This window comes from Paenarthrobacter sp. CC6 (assembly GCF_040560085.1).
GTDB classification, from domain to species: domain Bacteria; phylum Actinomycetota; class Actinomycetes; order Actinomycetales; family Micrococcaceae; genus Arthrobacter; species Arthrobacter nicotinovorans.
The window spans coordinates 165,228-186,674 of sequence record NZ_JARDAN010000010.1; the positions used below are offsets into that span (position 1 = coordinate 165,228).

At 62.7% G+C, this 21,447-nt stretch carries 17 protein-coding genes and 1 tRNA gene; 7 read left to right on the forward strand and 11 right to left on the reverse strand.

Going from position 1 to position 21,447, the window contains the following annotated elements:
- Positions 1–28: 28 nt before the first annotated feature.
- The 4 genes from PV760_RS12630 to PV760_RS12645 form a co-directional block, all read right to left on the reverse strand.
- Complete coding sequence (locus tag PV760_RS12630; protein WP_018777953.1) at positions 29–835, reverse strand: ABC transporter ATP-binding protein; 807 nt, start codon at positions 833–835, stop codon at positions 29–31.
- Positions 832–2,952, reverse strand: a complete 2,121-nt coding sequence (locus tag PV760_RS12635) for a dipeptide/oligopeptide/nickel ABC transporter permease/ATP-binding protein (protein WP_354627887.1) — start codon at positions 2,950–2,952, stop codon at positions 832–834. Before PV760_RS12635 ends, PV760_RS12630 begins: the two co-directional genes overlap by 4 nt.
- Before the next feature lie 3 nt (positions 2,953–2,955).
- Entirely contained in the window at positions 2,956–3,912 is a 957-nt protein-coding gene (locus tag PV760_RS12640; protein ID WP_035733684.1) for an ABC transporter permease, read from the reverse strand.
- 100 nt (positions 3,913–4,012) lie between these two features.
- Entirely contained in the window at positions 4,013–5,635 is a 1,623-nt protein-coding gene (locus PV760_RS12645; protein WP_374757515.1) for an ABC transporter substrate-binding protein, read from the reverse strand.
- Positions 5,636–5,967: 332 nt separating this feature from the next.
- Here PV760_RS12645 and PV760_RS12650 point away from each other — a divergent pair, with 332 nt between their 5' ends.
- Complete coding sequence (locus PV760_RS12650; protein WP_018777949.1) at positions 5,968–6,696, forward strand: FadR/GntR family transcriptional regulator; 729 nt, start codon at positions 5,968–5,970, stop codon at positions 6,694–6,696.
- Positions 6,697–6,783: 87 nt separating this feature from the next.
- Here the strand turns inward: PV760_RS12650 and PV760_RS12655 are convergent, their stop codons facing one another.
- Positions 6,784–7,407, reverse strand: coding sequence for a TetR/AcrR family transcriptional regulator (locus PV760_RS12655; RefSeq protein WP_354627888.1), 624 nt, complete (start codon positions 7,405–7,407; stop codon positions 6,784–6,786).
- Between the two features lie 151 nt (positions 7,408–7,558).
- Between PV760_RS12655 and PV760_RS12660 the strand changes: the two genes are divergently transcribed.
- The 3 genes from PV760_RS12660 to PV760_RS12670 are packed head-to-tail and all read left to right on the forward strand — an operon-like array spanning position 7,559 to position 10,525.
- Complete coding sequence (locus tag PV760_RS12660; protein ID WP_354627889.1) at positions 7,559–8,794, forward strand: MFS transporter; 1,236 nt, start codon at positions 7,559–7,561, stop codon at positions 8,792–8,794.
- Positions 8,787–9,572 carry a cyclase family protein gene (locus PV760_RS12665; RefSeq protein WP_018777946.1) on the forward strand — a complete coding sequence of 262 codons (786 nt, stop codon included), beginning with the start codon at positions 8,787–8,789 and terminating at the stop codon, positions 9,570–9,572. Before PV760_RS12660 ends, PV760_RS12665 begins: the two co-directional genes overlap by 8 nt.
- Positions 9,569–10,525 (forward strand): fumarylacetoacetate hydrolase family protein, encoded by a 957-nt coding sequence (locus PV760_RS12670; protein ID WP_354627890.1) that lies wholly within the window; start codon positions 9,569–9,571, stop codon positions 10,523–10,525. Before PV760_RS12665 ends, PV760_RS12670 begins: the two co-directional genes overlap by 4 nt.
- A gap of 136 nt (positions 10,526–10,661) precedes the next feature.
- On the opposite strand, the gene PV760_RS12675 is transcribed toward PV760_RS12670, so the two are convergent.
- Positions 10,662–10,735, reverse strand: a tRNA-Arg gene (locus PV760_RS12675).
- A 284-nt stretch (positions 10,736–11,019) separates the two neighbouring features.
- Here PV760_RS12675 and PV760_RS12680 point away from each other — a divergent pair.
- Entirely contained in the window at positions 11,020–12,846 is a 1,827-nt protein-coding gene (locus PV760_RS12680) for a phosphoenolpyruvate carboxykinase (GTP) (protein ID WP_354627891.1), read from the forward strand.
- Positions 12,847–12,975: 129 nt separating this feature from the next.
- Here PV760_RS12680 and PV760_RS12685 read toward each other — a convergent pair whose 3' ends face one another.
- The 5 genes from PV760_RS12685 to PV760_RS12705 form a co-directional block, all read right to left on the reverse strand.
- On the reverse strand, positions 12,976–14,133 hold the full coding sequence (locus tag PV760_RS12685) for a globin domain-containing protein (protein ID WP_354627893.1): 1,158 nt from the start codon (positions 14,131–14,133) through the stop codon (positions 12,976–12,978).
- A 159-nt stretch (positions 14,134–14,292) separates the two neighbouring features.
- Positions 14,293–14,760, reverse strand: coding sequence for an RrF2 family transcriptional regulator (locus PV760_RS12690; RefSeq protein ID WP_018777942.1), 468 nt, complete (start codon positions 14,758–14,760; stop codon positions 14,293–14,295).
- Between the two features lie 22 nt (positions 14,761–14,782).
- Entirely contained in the window at positions 14,783–15,247 is a 465-nt protein-coding gene (locus tag PV760_RS12695) for a hypothetical protein (protein ID WP_354627894.1), read from the reverse strand.
- Positions 15,244–16,158, reverse strand: a complete 915-nt coding sequence (locus tag PV760_RS12700) for a hypothetical protein (RefSeq protein ID WP_354627895.1) — start codon at positions 16,156–16,158, stop codon at positions 15,244–15,246. The genes PV760_RS12695 and PV760_RS12700 overlap by 4 nt, the downstream gene beginning before the upstream one ends.
- 10 nt (positions 16,159–16,168) lie before the next feature.
- Positions 16,169–17,587, reverse strand: coding sequence for a phosphomannomutase/phosphoglucomutase (locus tag PV760_RS12705; RefSeq protein ID WP_018777939.1), 1,419 nt, complete (start codon positions 17,585–17,587; stop codon positions 16,169–16,171).
- A gap of 140 nt (positions 17,588–17,727) precedes the next feature.
- Here PV760_RS12705 and PV760_RS12710 point away from each other — a divergent pair, with 140 nt between their 5' ends.
- Entirely contained in the window at positions 17,728–19,893 is a 2,166-nt protein-coding gene (locus PV760_RS12710) for a RecQ family ATP-dependent DNA helicase (protein ID WP_354627896.1), read from the forward strand.
- Between the two features lie 111 nt (positions 19,894–20,004).
- Positions 20,005–21,444, forward strand: a complete 1,440-nt coding sequence (locus PV760_RS12715; RefSeq protein ID WP_354627897.1) for an MFS transporter — start codon at positions 20,005–20,007, stop codon at positions 21,442–21,444.
- Positions 21,445–21,447: the final 3 nt, after the last annotated feature.

Sequence of the window (21,447 nt, forward strand, 5' to 3'; positions counted from 1 at the left end):
CGTTGTTTGTAACTTGTGAAGGGAAAAACTAGATGTGAAGCAGGCTCGGCGCGGCGCCCAGCAGTTTCTTGGTGTAGTCGTTGCTCGGGTTGTCGAAGACCTGCGCGGCTGTGCCTTGTTCGACGATCTTGCCGAAGTACATGACGCAGATGCGGTCCGAGACGTACCGGACGGTTTGGATGTCGTGCGAAATGAACACCATGCCGAGGTTCAGCTGGGTCTTCAGGTCGGACAGCAGGTTCAGGACCTGCGCACGGACTGAAACGTCCAAGGCCGACGTCGGCTCATCCGCCACGATGATGTCCGGGTCCAGGGCCAGTGCGCGGGCGATCGCCACACGCTGGCGCTGGCCGCCGGAAACCTGCGACGGCGTTACTTCGGCCGCCGATTGCGGCAAGCCAACCAGCGCCAACAGTTCCTTGACCTTGGCGGCGCGTGATGACGCGTTACCGATGCCGTGGATCTGCAAAGGATCCGTGAGGATGTCCTGGATGGTCATGCGCGGGTTCAGTGCCGTTGCCGGGTCCTGGAAGACCACGGAGACGGAGCGGCCGAACTGCTTGCGCATGGCGGCGTTCCGTTTGATGGCAGGCTTTCCGTGGAACATGACCTGGCCCGACGTCGGCGGCTGCAGTCCCACGAGCACTGACGCGAGCGTGGACTTGCCGCAGCCGGACTCACCGACGATGCCCACGGTTTCGCCGCGGCTGATGGTGAAGTCCACGCCGTCCACGGCTTTGACGATGTTCGGCCGGAACAGGCCACCGGTCCGTGCGTGGTGGTAGACCTTGACGTCCTTGAGTTCGATGACCGGCTTGCCGGTTGACTCGCTCATTTCGCGTCCTCCTTCAAGTGGCTGGCCCAGTAGTGGTCGGCATCGTCACCGTTTGCGGAGTCATCCGAAGAAACCGTGGTGAGGACCAGCTTCTGGTGGGGATCGGCGTCGGGTCGCAGTGAGCGGGCCGCGAAGCGGTCGCCCGTTGCGAAGTCCCGGGGCGACGGGACGGTGCCGGGAATCTGATGGAGACGGACGGCGTCGGCTTCGATGGAAAGGACGGCGCCCAGCAGACCCCGGGTGTACTCGTGCTTGGGGTTTTGCAGGAGTTCGGAGGCTCGTGCGGATTCCACCACCTGGCCGGCGTACATGACGGTGATGCGGTGCGCCAAGGAAGCCACCAGCGCGAGGTCGTGGCTGACGAATACCATCGCGAAGCCGAGCTGTTCGCGCAGTTCGTTGAGGAGATCCACAACCTGCTTCTGGACGGTGACATCCAAGGCTGTCGTGGGCTCGTCGGCAACCACGATCTTCGGCGAACGGGACAGGGCCATGGCGATCAGCACACGCTGACGCTGGCCGCCGGAGAGCTCATGCGGGTAGCTGGCGAGGGTCCGGACAGGGTCCAGTTTCACCATTTCAAGGAGCTCGGTGGGCGTCTTCCGTCCGCCGCGTTTGGTGAGCTGCTCCAGCTGGTCCTTGATCTTCATGGACGGGTTCAGGGAGCTCAAGGCGTCCTGGTAGACCATGGCAATCTGCTCACCGCGGAGGCCCTCGTACGCCTTGGGATTGCTGTGCTGCGTCTTGGCGTCCAGGAGTTCCTTACCGTCGAACATGATGGAACCGGTGACCTGGGCTGTTTTGGGAAGAAGGCCCATGACGGCCAGCGAGGTGATGGACTTGCCGCAACCGGATTCGCCCACCAGGCCCATCGTTTCGCCTTCGCGGACGGTGAAGGACACGTTGTCCACGATCGCGATGTCGCCGAAGCGGCCCGGGAAACGGATGGACAGGTTCTTCACTTCAAGGACGTTGCGTGCGCCGGCCGAAACCTGGGGGAGGCGGTCGGTGCGCTTCGCTTCGATGGCTGCGAGCAGTTCCAGCTCACGGTCCAGCAGGAGGTGTGGATTCGCGGCAGCGAGTCGGACGTCGGTGAGCACGGCTGAAGTGGCCACATCAGAAGCGGATCCGTCACCGGAAGCCGCAAGGACGCCGTCGAGCTCATGTTCCTCAACCACCGAAGGCTGGGCAACTGAGGTTGCCACCTCAGTGTCAACGGCCACAACTGCGGCGGATCCGTCGTCGTCCTTTACTACGGGCGCACGGCGGAGTTTCGGGTTCACCATCGCATCCGTGAGGCCCTCGGCGAGGATGTTCAGGGACAGAACTGTCAGGAGGATGGTCAGGCCGGCGAAGGTGGTGGCCCACCAGCCGCCGGACAGCACCAGATTGCGTCCATAGGAGATCACGTTGCCCCAGGACGGGGCGGGATCCTGCACGCCGGCGCCGAGGAAGGACAGGGAAGCTTCCAGGATGATGGCGTCTGCCACCATGACCGTAGCGAACACCAGCACCGGAGCGGCGGTGTTGCGGACGATGTGCTTGACCAGGATGTAGAAGCGTCCGGCACCGATCACTCGTTCGGCTCGGACGTAGTCTTCGCCGTACTGTGCCAGCACGTTGGCGCGGACCACGCGGGCCAGCTGCGGGGTGTAGATGATGGCGATCGCGATGATGATGGTCGGGACCGAGTTGCCGAATGCTGCCAGCAGCACGGCGGCCAGGGCGATGCCCGGGAACGCCATGAGGATGTCCATGAGCCGCATGATGATTTCATTCACGGACTTGCTGGAGGTCGCCGCGAAGGAGCCCAGGAGCGCCCCGGCGAGGATGGCCAGGGCCACCGCACCGAGGCCGATCATCAGCGACGATTGTGCGCCGAACAGGAGCCGGGAGAAGATGTCTCGGCCCAAACGGTCGGTACCGAAGAAGTGCTCGGCGCCGGGCGGGGTGGCTGGAATGAAGGTTTCCAGCGGATCGTGCGGGGCAATGACCGGCGCGAAGACCGCGGCCAGGACAATCACGATGAGGAAGAGCAGGGCGATACGGGAGCCCCAGGGCAGGGCCTTGAAACGAATGCCCGGGGCACTTAGCCGTTCTGCGAGCTTGCTGCGCATGAGCTATACCGTCCTGATTCGGGGGTTGATGAGCAGGTAAAGAAGGTCCACCACGATGTTCACCAGAACGAAGGTGACGGAGATGGTGAGCACCACGCCCTGGACCAGGTTGACGTCCAGGTTGGTGATGCCGTTGAGGATCAGCTGGCCCATGCCGGGCAGGGCGAAGATCATTTCAATCACGACGGCGCCGCCCAGCAGGTAGCCGACGCGCAGTCCCAGCACGGTCACCGGGGTGACGAGTGCGTTGCGGAGGACGTTCTTGGAGACGACCTCACGGTAGGGGACACCATTGCCGATGGCGGTTCGGACGTAGTCGCGGTCCAGTTCTTCCACCATCGAGGTGCGGACCACGCGGATCAGCGAGGCGGACACGGGAATGCCGAGGGCGAGGGCCGGGAGGGCCATCGAGTTGAGCCAACCGCCGAAGCCGGATTCCGGCGTCGCAATTCCGCCCGAGGGGAACATCGGGTTCTCGCCGAGCGCGAACCACTGGATGAGCAGGATGCCCAACCAGAACGACGGCGTGGCGATCGCGGCGATGGAGAAGACGCGGACCAACTGGTCCTGCCACTTGTCGCGGTAGAGCGCGCCGAGGATGCCGAACGCCAGCGAAAGCACGATGGCGATGAGGACGCCCAGGAAAGTGAGCTGGAGCGTCAGTGGGAAAGCCGAGCCGATCATGGAAGCCACGGACTTGGCCGGCGGGGTGGTGGTGCCAAGGTCGAACTGCAGGAGCTTGCCGAGGAATCGGAAGTACTGCAGGACCAGGGGATCGTTGAGGCCATTGTCCTGGCGGTACTGCTGCTTCGCTTCTTCGCTGGCGCCGTCACCGAGGGCGGAGCTTGCCTGGTCTCCGGGAGCGGCCTGCAGGACGAGGAAGACGAGCAACGTGATGCCCAGGATCATCAATGGCAATGCTGCAAGCCTGCGGCCAAGCAGACGCAATATCGTGACCAATTTGTTCTCCGGTTGGTTGGTGGTGCTGGTTGCGGGGCCTGCTCTGCGGGCTCTGTGGGGGTTTCAGGCCGCAGAGCAGGCCCCGCAACGCGAGGGGTGCTTAGGCCGTGCGTCCGACGTCGATGAAGGACAGGCCGGTGGTGGGCAGAGGCTGGAAGCCGTTGAGCTTCTTCTCGTCCCAGGCGCTGGGGAGCTGGCGGTGGAAGACCGGGTACAGGGGGACTTCGTCCGAGACCATGTCCACGATTTCGCCCACGATCTTCTTGGCTGCATCACCGGAGGCCTGGGAGCCCTTGTCCATGAGGTCCTGGAGTTTGGTGCGTTCCGGGGTGGTCCAGAAGGCGCGCTTGTCCATCCAGGTTGCGCCGGAGTAGAACCAGCTCAGGAGGAGGTCCGCGTCGTTGCCGAAGACTGAGGGGTCGCCGGGTGCTGCGACCACGGAGTAGTCGCCCTTGCCCACGCGGTCGCTGTACAAAGCACCGGACTGGAGGCTCTTGACCGTCACCTTGACACCGGGGATCTTGTTCCAGGATTCGAGGATCAGCGGGGCCACATCCTTGACCCAGGCGGTGTCCGTGGTGAGCAGCTCGAATTCCAGGTTGGTGACGCCGGCCTGCTTCAGGAGGTCCGCGGCCTTGGAGGTATCAAAGCCATAGACGTTCTTGGCCTTGACGTAATCCGGGTGGCCTTCCTGGAAGTAGGACGTGGCTGCCTTGGCGTTGCCGAACAGTGCCTTCTTGATGATGGCTTCCTTGTCCAGGCCATAGTGCAGGGCCTGGCGGACCAGCTTGTTGTCGAACGGTGCTTTGGCGCAGTTGAACATGAGGAACAGCAGGCCGAAGGACTGGACGGATTCGACCTTCACCTTGGACTTCAAACCGTCGACATCCAGGTACGGAACGTCCTCGATTGCCTGGACGCGGCCGGACTGGACGGCGGTGACGCGTGCTGCTGCGTCGGAAAGGAGAAGCCAGGTCATGCCCTTTGCCAGGGCGGGCTTGGGGCCGTTGTAGTCGGCAAATGCCTCGAAGACGATCTTGTCGTCCTTGACGGCGGAGACCAGCTTGTAGGGGCCCGAGCCCACCGGCTTGGCGTCGAAGGCCTTCAGGTCGGTGGCGAGGGCCTTGGGGACGATCTTCACTACGGAGATGCGTGGACCGAAGCCCGGGAAAGCGTACTTGAGCGTGAATTCAACCGTCTTCTCATCCAGCGGCTTCACGGCCTGGATGAAGGGGATGAACTGGGAGAAGAGGGACTTGTTCGCCGGGTCCATGACGCGGGTGAAGGAGAAGGCAACGTCTTCGGTGGTGACGGGGGAGCCGTCGTGGAATTTCGCGCCGTCGCGGATGGTCACCTGGTAGGTGGTGTCGTTGACCTTCTTCGGGTCCGCTGCCGCCAGGGCGTTGTACGGCTGGCGGGTAGCCGGGTGCAGCTCGATGAGCCCTTCGAAGATGTGCAGGTTGGCTGCCATCGGGGTCGCACCCGAGGAGCTCAGGGGGTCGAAGCCTGTGGAGAGTGCATAGGAAATGCCTGCCTCGATGATGAGGTCCTTGTTCACTGCAGCTGTGTTCGTTGCGTTGCCGGTCGTGGTGCTGGCAGCGCCGCCGCACGCAGAAAGGGTTGCCGTGAAGGCGGCTGCTGCACCAACTGCGCCGCTCAGCTTCAGGAAGTTCCGGCGGCTGGCATCGTTGACCAGCGGCAGGCTTTGGATCGTCTTGCTCATAGGGTGCCTCACCATTCGAGTTTCGTGGGTTATCGGATGTAGGACGTCCGATGCTCGTATGGAAACTGTAAGGGCGGTCACAGCGGAACGTCAAGTGAGATTGAGCGGCCGGGGCGCAGTCCGCGCGCCTTGCGGTTATCCGGCTGCGGCCGGTTCGTGGCGGAAATCTCAGGGATATCCGGGGAAATCGCACTCCATGTCTATCAGGGAGGTGGGACATCCGATATTGTATGTTGCGAGCTACTCATTCTGTGGTGAGCGCTAAGCTCGCCTCAATATTAACACCGCACCACTTCAAACCCTTGGGGCCGGTGCACGGCAAGGAGAAAGCCATGACAACTTCCGGTGTGGTTCCGCAGGCGCGGTTCAGCGCACAGGCCCGGCTGCGCGCATTGCAGTCGGACATTATGGAATTGATCCTTGAGCGCGAGCTTGAGGCCGGCGATCCCTTGCCCACGGAAAGCGAACTGTCCGTAGCTCTCGGCGTAGGGCGCAACACCCTCCGTGAGTCACTGAAGGTGCTCCAGGCGTTGGGCGTCATCGAAATCCGCCACGGGTTCGGGATGTTCGTCGCGCCGAGCAACTTCGATGCGCTCGCCGACGGGCTGACCTTCCGTGGCAGGCTCTCGCTGCGTCACCAGGGACTCGAAGCGCTGCAGTTGGTGGACGTACGCCAGGCCCTTGAGTCTGGACTGATTGGTTCCTCCATGGACGTGATGACCAAGGAGCAGTTGGCGTCCATCGAAGAATCGGTCAAGCAGATGGAGGAATTGGCAGGAGCCGGCGAGAACTTCGTTGCCGCCGACGCCGAGTTCCACCGACGCCTTTTCGAACCCCTCAACAACGAGCTCCTCATCAACCTCATGGGCGTCTTTTGGAAGGTCTACCGCAAGATCCACGTGGAGATCGGCCCGGGCAACGAGGACCTAGTCAAAACAGCAGCGATGCACCGCGACATCTACGCCGCCGTTGCTGCGGGGGACAAGGTAGCGGCCGCTGAGCTGCTCAACCGGCATTTCGACGGCATTCGCCGCCGAATCAGCGAGGCCGTCGGCGAGTAACGCACTCCACCCAAGGGCCGCCGTCGTACTTTCACCGGAAGTACGACGGCGGCCCTTGCCGTTAACGGCGCGGCTCAGCTTCGCGGGTCAGTGGCCGCGCCAGCCGGCGATGAGGACTGTCCGGAGGTAGTCGTAGCGGAAGTCGTTGATGTTCGGCAGCTCCGACAGGGAAGCGATGCGGCGGGGGAGCGCGGTGCCGGTCAGTGCGCCCACGCCGAACATATAGGCCCACTCGTGGAACCCGGGTGGTTTGTCCGGAAGGGCTTTGCGCATCACCTGGATGAAGTCCCTGGCCATGGGATCGAAGTATTCGGCAAGGATTCCGCGGTCGTGAGCTGACGGGTCCGAGGCCTCCCGAAGGACGAGGCGGGCGAACAGCTTTCCGTCCGCGGTTTCCTGCGCTTTCAGGGTCGGCATCAGGAAAGCGTCCACAATGCGTTCGACGGCGTCGGCCGCCGAAGGATCCACCGCGAGGACCTGCCGGCGGCGTTCCTCATTGAGGTACTGGTACCGGGCGAAGACGGCCCTGTAGAGCTCCAGCTTGGTGGCGAAATGGTAGATCACCAGGGGTGCCGTTGTGCCGGTTTCCTCCGCAACTGCCCGCATGGTTGTGCTTTCAAAGCCGCGGTTGGCGAACATTTCCACCGCGACATCCAAGATCTGCTCCCGGCGGCGGGTTCCGGCGGTATTTCCCTGTACTTCCGTGGACATGAGTCCCACCTTATCGGCCTCCTTGCTGGTCGGAGCTGTGAGCGTTGACACAAATTGAATGGGTGTATAAATTCTATTCCAGCAGAAACTGAACGGGTGTCAAAGTTCTCTTTCTGTTCCGGGCAACGATGCCCCCATCGAAAGGGATCCCATGAAACGTGGAACCAAGTGGTTCATCCTTGTTGGGTCGTTCATCATTTATCTGTTTGATGCACTGGAAATCGCAGTGCTGTCGTTCGCGCTGCCGGCCATCAGTGCCGAACTGAAGCTGACCCCGGTTGCCGGCGGCCTCCTGGCTACCGCCACGCTGCTTGGCATGGGTTGTTCCAGCGTCGTGACCGGGTGGGTGGCCGACAACCGTGGCCGCCGCATCGCGCTCATCGGCTCCATGGCGGTGTTCGTTGCCCTGACGTCGGCGCTCTTCGTGGTGCCGAACTATGGCGTGTTCGTCGCCCTCCGCTTCCTGGCCGGCATAGGCCTTGGCGGAGTCTGGTCAGTTCTGTCCACGTACATTGTGGAGACCTGGCCCGCCGAACAAAGGGGGCGGGCCGTGGCGTTCGTGCTGGCCGCCTACCCCTTGGGCGGGGCGGCCGCAGCGCTGATTGCAGGCGCTTTCATGCCCGATTGGCGGCTCCTTTTCCTGGTTACCGGTTTGTCGGCACTGCTGCCCTTGCTCATGGTTGTGTTCTTCTTCCCCGAATCCAGGGCCTGGCTGGAAGAACGCGCACGGCAACAGAAGGGCAACGTCACCGTCAAAGAACTCTTCACCGGTACCTATCGCCGCCGCACAGTCATCGCCACCGTGGTGGCAGTCTGCGCATTCGTAGGTTTCTACGGAGCCTCAACGTGGATGCCCAGCTACCTCTCCACCGAGCGGGGCCTCGATCCCCGGCAGGTCAGCCTCTTCATGACCATCCTCAACCTGGGCATGTTTGCCGGCTACATAGTGTTCGGCTGGATCGCCGATCGGATTGGCAGGCGCAACGCCATCCTGCTCTCCCTGGCCGGCACCGGACTGTTGATGCCGCTGTACGGCCTGGTCACCAACCAGTCGGTCCTCTTGTGGATGGGACCGCTGTACGCCTTCTTCATGACCTTTGCCGGACTTTTTGGTTCGTACCTCGGGGAGCTGTACCCCACCAGGATCCGTACCACCGGCGCCGGTTTCTGCTTCAACATCGGACGCGGAGTGGCGGCGTTCGCACCCCTGGCGATGGGTGGGATTGCAGCCTCCTGGGGATTCTCCACCGGGCTGATCCTGTCCGGAGCAGTCTTCCTGGCCGGTGCTGCCCTCATGCTGCTCCTTCCCCATACCCACCGCGGCGCCTCCACGGACAACTCCCCAACCGACTTCCATTTTGAGAAGGAATCCATCAAGAATGCCTGACCTGATAGACCTTTCCGTCAGCCTCCGAGCCGGTATCGCCTCTGATCCACCCGGAATGACGCCGCATATTGACTACTACACCCACAAGGAAACGGCCAAGGACCTGGTGTCCTACTTTCCGGGGATGGGCGAAGAGGACCTTCCAGGGGAAGAAGGCTGGGCCATTGAGCGCATCAGTGCCACGACCCATACCGGTACACACCTGGATGCTCCCTATCATTACGCTTCCACCATGGACGGGGGAGCGCGCGCCATCACCATTGACGAGGTTCCCTTGGAGTGGTGCTTCGGCCGCGGGGTGAAACTGGACTTCCGTGGATTCGAAGACGGCTACGTTGCCACGGCCGCCGACGTCGAGGCCGAGCTTCACCGGATCGGGCACGAGCTGGTCCCGGGAGACATCGTGGTGGTCAACACCTCTGCCGGCACCCGGTACGGCTTTGACGATTACCTTTCCAAGGGTTGCGGGATGGGACGCGAAGCCACTCTCTTCCTTACCAGCCGGGGCGTCCGCGTCACCGGCACCGATGCCTGGAGTTGGGACGCCCCCTTCATCCACACCGCCAAGCGGTATGCGGAATCCGGCGATAACACGTTGATCTGGGAAGGCCACAAAGCCGGGATGGAGATCGGTTACTGCCACATCGAGAAACTGCACAACCTGGAAGCGCTCCCGGCCACCGGGTTCAACATTTCGTGCTTCCCGGTGAAGATCCACGGAGCCTCCGCAGGCTGGACCCGTGCTGTAGCCATTCTTGATTCCGGGGTGGCCGCGTGAAATTCTTCCGGCTCCTCCTTGACGGCGTACCGCGTCTTGGCCAAGCCGACGACGACTTGGTGTCAGGCCGCCTGTACCCGGCAGGGCTCGATGCCTTCGACGTGCTGGACCGCCCCTGGACAGCAACGGAGGGTGAGCCCCTGGATTTCGCGGCGGTGGAACTGCTGCCTCCCGTCGTGGCTCCGACCATCCGGGACTTCATCACCTTCGAGCAGCACACCGTCGGAGCCCTGCGTTCAGTAGCCGCAGGGAAGGGCATTCCCTCTGCCTGGTATGACGCGCCGTCGTTCTATTTCACCAACCCGCACGCGGTGACCGGACACAACGCCACGGTCGCGATGGCTCCAGGTACCGGGCAATTCGACTTTGAGCTGGAGGTTGCGGCGGTCATTGGTGCGGACGGCTACAACCTCTCGGTGGAGGAAGCCGCGGAGCACATCGCCGGGTACATGATCCTGAACGACTGGTCCGCAAGGGATCTTCAGCGCGGCGAGATGACCGTGGGGCTGGGGCCGGCCAAGGGCAAGGACACCGCCACGTCCCTGGGCCCGGTCTTCGTGACCAAGGATGAACTCGCCGACGTTACTTCTGACGGCTTCTTGAATCTCTCCATGAGCGTTTCTGTCAATGGACGGGTTCTTGCCACGGATTCGCTGGCCAACATGGCGTGGACCTTCGCGGAGCTTGTGGCCTACGCCAGCAGGGGAACCTGGGTCCGTCGCGGTGACATCCTGGGATCCGGGACCAGCGGGGGCGGCTGCCTGGCTGAATTTTGGGGATGGTACGGGGCCATGACCCCGCCGCCGCTGGAACGTGGCGATGTTGTGAGCCTGACGGTGGAGCGCCTGGGTACTTTGACCAACCTTGTGGGCCGCGCGGCCCCTGTCCATGAGGTCCCCAAGGCCCGGCGGCGCGTGTACGCACCGCCGTTGCCGTTTATTCCGGACGCTTGAGCGGACGCCAAGGGCCGCCGTCGAATCTTCTGAAGAAGCCCGACGGCGGCCCTTGCGGTTTTCGGGACGGCTCGCCTGCCGCTGTTCTGGACATAAAAAAGACCCGCACCGGCGAACCGGTGCGGGTCTTGATTTGTGCGCCCAAAGGGATTCGAACCCCTGACCTTCTGTTCCGTAGACAGACGCTCTATCCAGCTGAGCTATGGGCGCATTTCGCGTGATTCTCGGCGGTCTGTTTCTCTGACCCCCTCGAACCTCAATAAACTTTACAGAAGTTCATGTGAAGTTCCAAATCGAAAAGCTGTAATCTGCGCAACTAGACCGGTCTACGTGACCTTAGTCACTTAAAACGCCGCGTCCTCAATCCGAATCGTTGATTTTTAGGGGTTTTTACTTTTCGAGTAGGTGGATGTCCGATGTCTGACAGGGGAATGGTCTGGTCCGCGGCCCCTATCGTTTAGGACACACCACTGAACCCGAGGAAGGGAACCGCAATGGGCGATCTGGCGCGACTGCCGCTGCTTGAGAAGGCACCTACTACGCATGCACGCCTGCTGGCTTGGGTTGAGGAAGTTGCCGAGCTGACACAGCCGGACCGCATCCACTGGGTTGATGGCAGCGAAGCAGAAAACAAGAAGCTCACCGACGAACTCGTCGAGGCCGGCACGCTGAAGCGGCTCAACCCGGAAACGTTCCCGAATTCCTTCGCGGCGTTCTCCGACCCCGCTGACGTTGCCCGCGTGGAAGAGCAGACCTTCATCTGCTCCGAAAACGAACGCGACGCAGGCTTCACCAACAACTGGATGGCTCCGGCTGAGATGAAGCAGAAGCTGCGCGGCCTGTTCGCCGGCTCCATGCGTGGCCGCACCATGTACGTCATCCCGTTCGTCATGGGCCACCTTGACGCAGAGGACCCCAAATTCGGCGTCGAGATCACTGACTCCGCCTACGTCGTAGCGTCCATGCGCATCATGGCCCGCATCGGCACCGACGTCCTGGACCGCATTACCCAGACCGACGCATTCTTCGTTCCCGCCCTCCACTCGCTGGGTGCACCTCTGGAAGCCGGCCAGGCCGACGTCGCCTGGCCCTGCAACCCGGACAAGTGGATCGTCCACTTCCCCGAAGAGCGCTCCATCTGGTCCTTCGGCTCCGGCTACGGCGGAAACGCCCTCCTCGGCAAGAAGTGCTACGCACTGCGCATCGCATCGGTCATGGCCCGCGATGAAGGCTGGCTCGCCGAGCACATGCTCATCCTGAAGCTGACCTCCCCCGAGCAGAAGACCTACTACGTCTCCGCTGCGTTCCCCTCCGCTTGCGGCAAAACCAACCTCGCCCTGCTGGATCCCACCATCAAGGGCTGGAAGGTCGAGACCCTCGGAGACGACATCACCTGGATGCGCTTCGGCAAGGAAGGCGAACTCCGCGCCGTCAACCCCGAGGCCGGCCTGTTCGGCGTCGCACCCGGCACCGGTTGGGGCACCAACCCCAACGCCATGCGCGCCATCGCCAAGGGCAACAGCATCTTCACCAACGTTGCCCTGACAGATGACGGAGGCGTCTGGTGGGAAGGTATGACCGAGGAAACTCCGGCGCACCTGACCGACTGGCGTGGCGAGTCCTGGACTCCGGACTCCGATACCCCGGCAGCGCACCCCAACTCCCGCTTCTGCACGCCGATCGACCAGATCGACATGCTGGCCGAAGAATACTTCAGCCCGGAAGGCGTGGAGCTGTCCGCGATCCTGTTCGGCGGCCGCCGAAAGACCACCATCCCCTTGGTGACCGAAGCGCGCAGCTGGTCCAACGGCATCTTCATGGGCTCCACGCTGTCCTCGGAAACCACGGCTGCCGCCGCCGGTGCCGTTGGCGTTGTCCGCCGCGACCCCATGGCCATGCTGCCGTTCATCGGCTACGACGCAGGCGATTACCTGAACCACTGGGTTAATCTGTCTGCCAAGGCCAACCCGGAGCGGCTGCCCAAGATCTTCCTGGTCAACTGGTTCCGTCGCACGGCTGAAGGCGGCTTCGCATGGCCCGGCTTCGGGGACAACGCCCGTGTCCTCAAGTGGGCCATCGAGCGCCTCGAAGGCAAGGCCGACGCTGTGGAGACTCCGATCGGTTTCGTTCCGACCGGCGAGTCCATCGATCTCGAAGGCCTGGACATGACTCCGGCTGAGGTTGAGTCCGCGGTGCGCGTCGACCCTGCAGAGTGGGCAACCGAGCTGGCATCCATCGAGGAATGGTTCGCCAACTTCGGCGAGTCACTCCCGGCGGCACTGCAGTCCGAGCTGGACGGCCTCAAGGCCCGTCTGGGCTAGACCTCTTAGGAACAACGGCGTTCTTAAGTGAACGACGACGGCCCGTCACCTTTCGTTGGAAAGGTGGCGGGCCGCCGTCGTGCTTGGTGTAGGAGTCCCTGGGCTGCAATTTTCCCTGGCGGTCCGCCGTTAGTTTGCGAGCCAGACGTCCGGTCCAAAGACTTCGTAGTGGATCCGGGTGGCCGGAATCCCGGCGTCGATTGCTTCGTCGCGGATGGACTTCATGAAAGGGAGCGGGCCGCAGAGGTAAAGTGACGCGTCAGCCGGCAGGTCCATTTCGCGAAGGGACATAAATCCCTCCTTGGCTCCGGCGTGCGGCGTCTCCAGCCAGAGCTCGAGTTTGGCGTCGATCCTGGATGCGTCCTGGGTCATCTGGCCGCTGAGTGCCCAGTTGTCCATGGCCTTTTCGGCGTGGAGCACGATGACCTCGCGATCCGTGCCGGATTCGGCGAGTGAACGCAGGATGGATGCGGTGGGAGTGCAGCCGATGCCTGCCGAGGCGAGAATCACCGGTCCCTCACCGTCCTTGAGGGTGATCTCACCATAGGGATTCGAGATTTCCAGGATGTCACCGGGTTCGACGTCGGCATGCAGGACGGTGGACACCTCACCGCCGTCGTTGAGCTTGGTGGTGAAAATCCGGCTGGTGCCGGCATCGCCGGACAGCGAATACTGACGGACCTGACGGAGGCCGTCGGCGAGCGTCACTTTGACGCTGACGTACTGGCCCGGTTTGGCTTCGGTGACCGGGGTTTCATCCGCGGGTTCCAAGGTGAAAGTAATGGAATCCTTGCCCGCGGGTTCCTTTGCGACCACGCGCCACGGCATCCACATCCGGTCGTTTGCCTGGATAGCGTAGAGGTCCTTCTCGAGCTTTGTCAGGGCATCGGCCATAAGCCAGTAGACCTCGGTCCAGGCCTCGGCAATTTCCGGGGTAATGACGTCGGCCAGATCCGCCGCGATTGCTGCGAACAGGTGCTTGTAGACCACGTCGTACTGATCCTCGGTGATGCCCAGGGAAGCGTGTTTGTGAGCGATGCGGGAGAGGACCTTCTCTGGCAGGGAGTCCGGGTTAGTGAGCAGGTGCGAGGCGAAAGCGGCGATGCTCCCGGCAAGTGCCTTCTGTTGTTCGCCTGAACGCTGGTTGGAGCGGCTGAACAGGCCGTCCAACAGGCCGGGGTGCGCGGTGAAGAGGCGGTTGTAGAAATCCGCGGTGATTTCGCCTATCCGGGATCCGACCAATGGCAGGGTGGCTTCAATGACGGGACGGGATTTTTCCGAGAGCATGGTTCTCCTGGCGGTCGAGGCCGGGCCTTCTGTCCGGCCGGATAAATACAGGCATTTGAAATGCTTGTATTTACTCCAAGTTCTACACTTCGTAGAAATGATGTGCAAATTATGAAGCGGGAGGCTCCGTGAAGGTCCCTTGCGCGGGGCTGTGGGCCGCTACTGCGCTGCAGGCATCCGGATCTCAGGCCGAAGCCCGATTGACTGGAACACCGGGTTCATCTGCCGGGCGTGGGGAAGGGATGAGATGACCACCGCATCGAGCTCACGGTAGAACGCCTCCCTGGCGCGCGTCATGGCGTGACGGAGTCCGCACTCGGTGATGAGGGGGCAGTTCTTGGTGGGGGACTGGCACTCTGCCGGGTCCTGCCGGCTGTCCAAATGGCGCAGCACCTCGCCCACAGTGGCTTTCCGCCCGGCTTCGTTCAACCGGGACCCACCCAGCCGGCCTCGTTCGACGTCGATCAGCCCCAGTGAACGCAAACGGACCATGGCCTTGCTGACGTGGTTGTACGGAGTTCCAACAGCATCTGCCACTGCCTGGGTGGTCAGCAGTGCACCCTCGGGAGCTGCGGCCAACACCATGATGGCCCGAAGGCTCACATCTGCGAAGGCGTTGATTTTCATGGAATCAGTCTAGATCGTAGGTCTAGTCCACCCAGATGGATGGCTCGTGGGTGTCCGGTTCCATGGCAGCGAAGGTAAATCCCTCAGCTTCCGGGACATACGGAATGATGGCGGCCAGGACAGCACCATCACGGTGCTCCGCCGCGCCGTGAATGCCGTCTGAACCATGTTCGGGCAAACTGACATCGCTGACGATGGCAACCGCGCGGTATTCATCCCGGCCTTGGCGCAAGAGTTCGTGAAGATCGGTCAGCATCTGACCGGCATCTACCTGGCCATCCTCGTCAGGTTCCCCGGGAGTCACCATGACGATCCGGAGTTCGCCATCACTCCCGAGCGTGATGCCGAAGGGGAAGAAGCCGCCATTCTGTTGGAGATGCTCCTGGGCGGTCCCGAGGCCAGTGCCCAGGGTTTCCCGGAGCTCGCGGTCCTGGGCTGATTCTTCCGATTCTTCCGGCAGGGTGCTGCCGTTTGGTTGTTCACTCATACTGACCACACCTGGGCCTGTGCGGGAACCACCGCTGACTCGCCGAAGGCGACCGTGCCGGATTCGCCGTCCAGCTCATAAGGCTTGACGATGTGCATTGACAACCCTTCGGAATGCTCGATGTGCAGTCTGACGGCGTCCAAAACACCGCCCTCCTCGAGCTTGATGCTGACGTCAGCCACGATGCAGGTTCCGCGCAGTGTGTCTTTCTCCAGCCGAAAGCCTTCGGTCATTAACTGGATTGCTTCGGAGGAATCCAGTTCGTCATCCTCGTTGGGCTCCAAGTAGGCCATGCGGTGCGCTACCTCGCCGGAGAGATCGGTGCTTGCGCCGTATGGGGCCAGGACGCCGTTCCTGGACAGCTGATCCTCGGCGAACGGAACTGCGACACCCACAAGCTTGAAAACATCCTGGATGGCCTGCTCCGAAAGTCCTTGGTGCCACCAATCCTCCGCGGGTGAGGCCGTTTCGCCATTCCACAGGTGGGCAGCCTGGGCCTCGACCCGGGGTTCGCTGAATGTGGGGTGCTTCAGGAATTTCTTGCGGGTGAAGTCCACCCGGATGAGCTGGGCAATGCCACTGCGGTGTTCGGCCCAGAGGTGGAGCGTGTCCTCATTCTTGCCCGACTCCGGATCCAATACAGCGACCATCGCGAAGAGGTTTTCGGCATAGCCCGAAAAGAGATCGACGGTCAGCTTAACGGATACCTCCGGGTCCGAGGGCATGGTCCCCCGGATTTCCTGGGGGACCTCGCCGCGGTGGACGGCGCCCTCAGCGTCGAGCATGAAGACGAACGGGGCGAAGCTCTTGTTGAGGACCAATTGAGCGTCGGCCAGTTTCAAGGCCTCGGCCACGACAGCGGCCAATTCGGATTCGGGAGAGGTCCGTTCCTCGGGCGAAAGCTGCGTCACGGCTGTAAGCCTAGCCGCGTACCAGCGCCAGGACGCGGTCGCGGATCTTCTCCATGGTGGGCTGGTCCTTGGCCTCGGCGTTCAACCGCAGGAAGGGCTCGGTGTTGGACGGGCGGAGGTTGAACCACCAGCTGCCGTCCTTCGCGGTGAAGGTGCTGCCGTCCATGTGGTCGATCTCGATGTCTTCGCTTTCGAAGTCCACCCGGACACGCTCTACGGCGCCGGCTTTGTCTTCGATCTCGGAGTTGATTTCGCCCGACGAAACGTAGGGTTCGTATTGGCGGCCGAGATCGGACAGCGGGCCGTCCTGCTCGCCGAGGGCAGCGAGCACGTGCATGGCTGCGAGCATGCCGGTGTCTGCGTTCCAGAAGTCCCTGAAGTAGAAGTGCGCGGAGTGCTCCCCGCCGAACACCGCACCTTCCTTCGCCATGACGGCCTTGATGAAGGAGTGCCCCACACGGGTCCGGACGGCACGGCCGCCGTCCTTTGCCACGAGTTCGGGAACGGCCTTTGAGGTCAGGAGATTGTGGATGATGACTGGAGTTTCTTCCCCGGCCTTCCGTGCCCGGGCGATCTCGCGGCGGGCAACCATGCCAGTGATGGCCGACGGGGACACGGGCTCGCCCTTTTCGTCGATCACGAAGCAGCGGTCGGCGTCGCCGTCGAACGCCAGGCCGATGTCCGCGCCGTGTTTGACGACCGCCGCCTGGAGGTCGCGGAGGTTTTCCGGTTCCAGCGGGTTGGCGGGGTGGTTCGGGAAGGAACCGTCCAGTTCGAAGTAGAGCGGGATGATCTCGAAGGGCAGGGCCGGGAGCAACTTGTCTCCCAGGACGGCAGGGGTGGTGAGGCCGGCCATGCCGTTGCCGGCGTCGACCACGATCTTCAGCGGCCGGGAACCGGAAAGGTCCACCAGCTTGCGCAGGTACTCGGAGTAGTCCTTCAAGACATCATGGACACCGATCTCGCCGCGCGTCGCTGCGGACGGGATGGTGCCTGCGTTCAGGTACTGCTCCGCGAGTGCCTGGATCTCTTTCAATCCGCTTTCGGAAGAAATGGGTTGGGCGCCGGCCTTGGCCATCTTGATGCCGTTGTATTCGGCGGGGTTGTGGCTGGCGGTGAACGTGGCGCCGGCTGCATTCAGGGCGCCGCATGCGTAGTAGAGCTCATCGGTGGAGATCAGGTCCAGGAGTTGTACATTGGCCCCACGCGTGGCCGCGCCGTTGGCGAAGGCCTGGCTGAACTCCGGTGACGAAGGACGCATGTCGCCACCGACCAGGACAGTTTCGCCCTCAAGGCCCAGGACGTCGATGAAGGCAGCGCCGACTGCCTCGACGATTTCAGACGTGATGGATTCACCCACGATCCCCCGGACGTCGTACGCCTTGAAGGATGCCGAGAGGTCGAATGTCTTGTTCTGCTCGCTAGTCACGGGCTCAATCCTACTGTGGCTACCCAGCACGGCATGAACCGGGGGCCTCCCCATGTGGATAGCAGTCATCCACTGGCTGTTTATCCACATAGCTGATCTGCTCCGGTCTTGCTGTCAGGGGCGACTGGAATACTGGGGTCATGGCCAACAACTCCCCAAACACTGCCGCTCCCGTGCAATCGACAACCCAGCAGGAGGCGCTGGCTTGCCTTCGCGAACTTGTAGGCCACCCCGAGGCGCAGTTCCACGATGGCCAGTTCGAAGCGATCGAGGCTTTGGTGGATGCCGGCCGAAGGGCGCTCGTGGTCCAGCGCACCGGCTGGGGAAAGTCCGCCGTCTACTTCGTTTCATCCTTGCTCTTGCGCCGCAGGGGAGCCGGACCGACCCTGATCGTCTCACCCCTGCTGGCGCTCATGCGTGACCAGGTGGCCGCCGCTGCGCGAGCAGGTGTCCGTGCTGTGGCCATCAATTCCGCCAACGCCCTTGAATGGGACACAGTCCTGGCCCAGTTGGCGGCAGACGAGGTCGACGTTCTCCTCGTGTCTCCCGAGCGCCTGACCAATCCGTCCTTCCGGGAGAACCAGCTTCCGGAGCTTATCCGGAGGACAGGGCTTCTGGTGATCGACGAAGCCCACTGTATTTCCGACTGGGGACACGACTTCCGGCCCGATTACCGCCGCATCTCCGACCTCATCGCCCAGTTGCCGGAGACTGTTCCAGTCCTGGCAACCACTGCTACTGCCAACTCCAGGGTGGTCCATGACATTGAAGAGCAGCTCGGCGCAGGAGTGCTGACCATCCGCGGGGGCTTGGGGCGGGAGTCGCTGCGACTCGGGGTCCTCAATCTCTCCGACTCCAAGGACCGGCTGGGCTGGCTGCTGACCCACCTTGCAGACATGCCGGGGAGCGGCATCATTTATACGCTCACCGTCTCTGCGGCCGAGGACACTGCGCGGTTGCTTGCCGGAGCCGGACACAACGTGCTCTCTTACACAGGCAGGACCGATCCCGCCGACCGGGAACGGGCAGAGCAACTGCTCAAGGACAATCAGGTGAAGGCGCTGGTGGCAACCTCTGCCCTGGGCATGGGCTTCGACAAACCGGACCTCGGCTTCGTGATCCACCTTGGGGCGCCATCATCACCGGTCGCCTACTACCAGCAAGTCGGCCGCGCGGGCCGTGGCGCCGCCAATGCCGATGTACTGCTCCTTCCTGGGTCGGAAGACCGCGAGATCTGGCAATACTTCGCTACAGCATCCATGCCGTCCGAGGAGAAGGCAGCTGCCGTGCTGGCTGTCCTCGGCGATGCCGGCACAGCCATGTCCACCGTCGCATTGGAAACCCGCGTGGACCTTCGCCGGACGCCACTGGAATTGCTCTTGAAGGTTTTGGCGGTGGATGGCGCCGTCGAGCGCGTTGGCGGCGGTTGGCGGTCAACCGGCCGGCCATGGAATTACGACGCCGAACGCTATGCGCGCATTGCCGAGGCGCGGGTGGATGAGCAGGATTCCATGGTGGTCTACCAGGACACGGCCGGTTGCCGGATGGAGTACATCACCTCGGTGCTTGATGATGAAACTGCTGCCGCCTGTGGACGTTGTGACAACTGTGCGGGCCGATGGTTCCCTGTGGATGTGGCGGACTCGGCGGTGGAGGCGGCAGATCAGACTCTTCGCCGGGCAGGAATCGCAATAGAGCCGCGCCTTCAATGGCCCAGCGGAATGGACCGGCTCGGTGTCGCCGTCAAGGGAAAGATCAAACCCGACGAAAGCGTTGCAGAGGGACGTGTCCTGGCCAGGCTGACAGACCTTGGCTGGGGCGGCGCCCTCCGTGAACTGTTTGCTGCCGGTGCGCCGGACCGGGCCGTAGATCAGGGGATGCTGCAGGCATGCGTGCAGGTCCTCAGGGAGTGGTCAGGCGCCGAGGGCGGAACGCCGTGGAGCGGCGTCGGACGCCCGGTGGCTGTCGTCAGCATCCCGTCGCGAAGCAAACCGCAACTAGTGGATTCGCTGGCCCAGGGGATAGCCGGAATAGGCAGAATGCCGTACTTGGGGCAGCTGCAGCCGGCTCACGGTGGTCCAACCGGCGCGCGTGGCGGCAATAGCGCCTACAGGCTCGCCGGCGTGTGGGACCGGCTGGTGGTCGGGCCTGAACTTGCCCAGGCTCTTGCCGATATCGGGAGCCAGCCTGTGTTGTTGGTGGACGATCTGGTCGACAGTCGCTGGACGATGACGGTATCGGCGCGGGCTTTGCGGCAGGCAGGCGTAGCAGCGGTCCTCCCACTTGCATTGGCGCAAGCGGGGTAGCGGAAGGAAAATAGCGTCATTTTGTGATCGCTCCCACATCAGGTCTATAGGATCGAGGAAACGCCCCCTGCTGCCTTCGTGGAGCACCAGCGACGAACTTGGACCGGAGCCATGACCACAAGACCCAGCGCAGGCATCGAAGAAGCCAGCGAGACCAGTTGGCGCCCCCGCTTGGCCTTGTTGGTGGCCGCGACGTTTTTCATGGAGTTCCTTGACGGGACTATCCTGACCACCGCTATTCCGAGCATTGCGTCCGACTTCCGAGTCGCACCGGCCGACATCAACATCACCATGACGGCCTACTTGGTGACGGTCGCGATGGGAATCCCACTGAGCAGTTGGCTCGCTGAACGGTTCGGCGCTCGCCGGATCTTCTGCCTGGCCATAGCCGTTTTCACCATTGCTTCCCTGCTCTGCGCCGTGAGCACCGACCTGACCATGCTCACACTCAGCCGGGTGGCCCAAGGGATCGGCGGGGCCATGATGGTTCCTGTCGGGACACTGGTGGTCCTGCGGGGTACGCCGAAATCCGAGCTCCTTCGGGCAACGGCCTATCTGGTCTGGCCCGGGCTCCTCGCACCGGTACTTGCGCCGATGGTCGGTGGCGCCCTCACAACGTTCCTTTCCTGGCATTGGATCTTCCTCATCAACATCCCGCTGGGCCTGGCAGCCTTCATCGCTGCACTTCGGCTGGTGCCTCGGACGCAATTCGATGGAAAGCGCCGCCTTGACTGGTTCGGGCTGATGCTGACCACCCTTGGCGTCGGGGCGTTGGTGGTGGGGCTGGAAACCTTGGGCGGCCACGCATCCAATGTCCTCGCTGTAGTGGTGGTAACCGCCGGAGTGCTGTCCTTGGCAGGGGCGGTCTGGTGGATGGGGAAAGCGAAAGTACCACTGTTCAACCTCAGCGTCTTCGGTACCAGGACTTTCCGGGCGACCTCAACCGGTGGCTTCATCTACCGGCTGACCATCAGTTCGGTCCCCTTCTTGTTGCCCCTGATGTTCCAGGCTGGATTCGGCTGGGACCCGCTGAAGGCCGGCGTCATGGTGGCGGCAGTCTTCGTCGGCAATATCGGGATCAAACCTGCCACCACGCCACTGATCAGGCGCTTCGGGTTCAAAGCCGTGCTTGTCTTCGCGTCGTTCGCTTCCGCCGTAACGTTCGCTTTGTGCGCGTTCCTTGACGCCCAAACACCGGAACCGCTGATTTTCGCTTTGCTGCTGTTCAGCGGCGCCTTCCGCTCCATTGGTTTTTCCGCCTACGCTTCGGTGCAATATGCGGACATCGTCCCGGGGCAGCTGCCCTCGGCCAACGCCATCTCGGCAACCCTCGTTCAGTTGGCAGCTGCGGCCGGGATCGCGGTGGGAGCTTTGTTCCTGCGCCTCTTCGAAGCCACGGGTCTTTTCGGGACGGACCAGGTGGGGGCATACAAGGGTGCTTTCATCGCCATGGCCGTCCTGATGCTCATCAGTACGGTGGACAGCCTGACCCTCCACCGTCACGCAGGAGCCGAGGTCAGCGGTACCTCAGCCGGGGCAAAGCGCGCCTGAACC

What these genes read in the sequence shown, in the direction of transcription:
- PV760_RS12630 (WP_018777953.1), bottom strand. Translation starts at nt 835, where the DNA reads ATGAGCGAGTCAACCGGCAAGCCGGTCATCGAACTCAAGGACGTCAAG.
- PV760_RS12635 (WP_354627887.1), bottom strand. Translation starts at nt 2,952, where the DNA reads ATGCGCAGCAAGCTCGCAGAACGGCTAAGTGCCCCGGGCATTCGTTTC.
- PV760_RS12645 (WP_374757515.1), bottom strand. Translation starts at nt 5,635, where the DNA reads ATGAGCAAGACGATCCAAAGCCTGCCGCTGGTCAACGATGCCAGCCGC.
- PV760_RS12650 (WP_018777949.1), top strand. Translation starts at nt 5,968, where the DNA reads ATGACAACTTCCGGTGTGGTTCCGCAGGCGCGGTTCAGCGCACAGGCC.
- PV760_RS12655 (WP_354627888.1), bottom strand. Translation starts at nt 7,407, where the DNA reads ATGTCCACGGAAGTACAGGGAAATACCGCCGGAACCCGCCGCCGGGAG.
- PV760_RS12660 (WP_354627889.1), top strand. Translation starts at nt 7,559, where the DNA reads ATGAAACGTGGAACCAAGTGGTTCATCCTTGTTGGGTCGTTCATCATT.
- PV760_RS12665 (WP_018777946.1), top strand. Translation starts at nt 8,787, where the DNA reads ATGCCTGACCTGATAGACCTTTCCGTCAGCCTCCGAGCCGGTATCGCC.
- PV760_RS12680 (WP_354627891.1), top strand. Translation starts at nt 11,020, where the DNA reads ATGGGCGATCTGGCGCGACTGCCGCTGCTTGAGAAGGCACCTACTACG.
- PV760_RS12685 (WP_354627893.1), bottom strand. Translation starts at nt 14,133, where the DNA reads ATGCTCTCGGAAAAATCCCGTCCCGTCATTGAAGCCACCCTGCCATTG.
- PV760_RS12690 (WP_018777942.1), bottom strand. Translation starts at nt 14,760, where the DNA reads ATGAAAATCAACGCCTTCGCAGATGTGAGCCTTCGGGCCATCATGGTG.
- PV760_RS12695 (WP_354627894.1), bottom strand. Translation starts at nt 15,247, where the DNA reads ATGAGTGAACAACCAAACGGCAGCACCCTGCCGGAAGAATCGGAAGAA.
- PV760_RS12710 (WP_354627896.1), top strand. Translation starts at nt 17,728, where the DNA reads ATGGCCAACAACTCCCCAAACACTGCCGCTCCCGTGCAATCGACAACC.
- PV760_RS12715 (WP_354627897.1), top strand. Translation starts at nt 20,005, where the DNA reads ATGACCACAAGACCCAGCGCAGGCATCGAAGAAGCCAGCGAGACCAGT.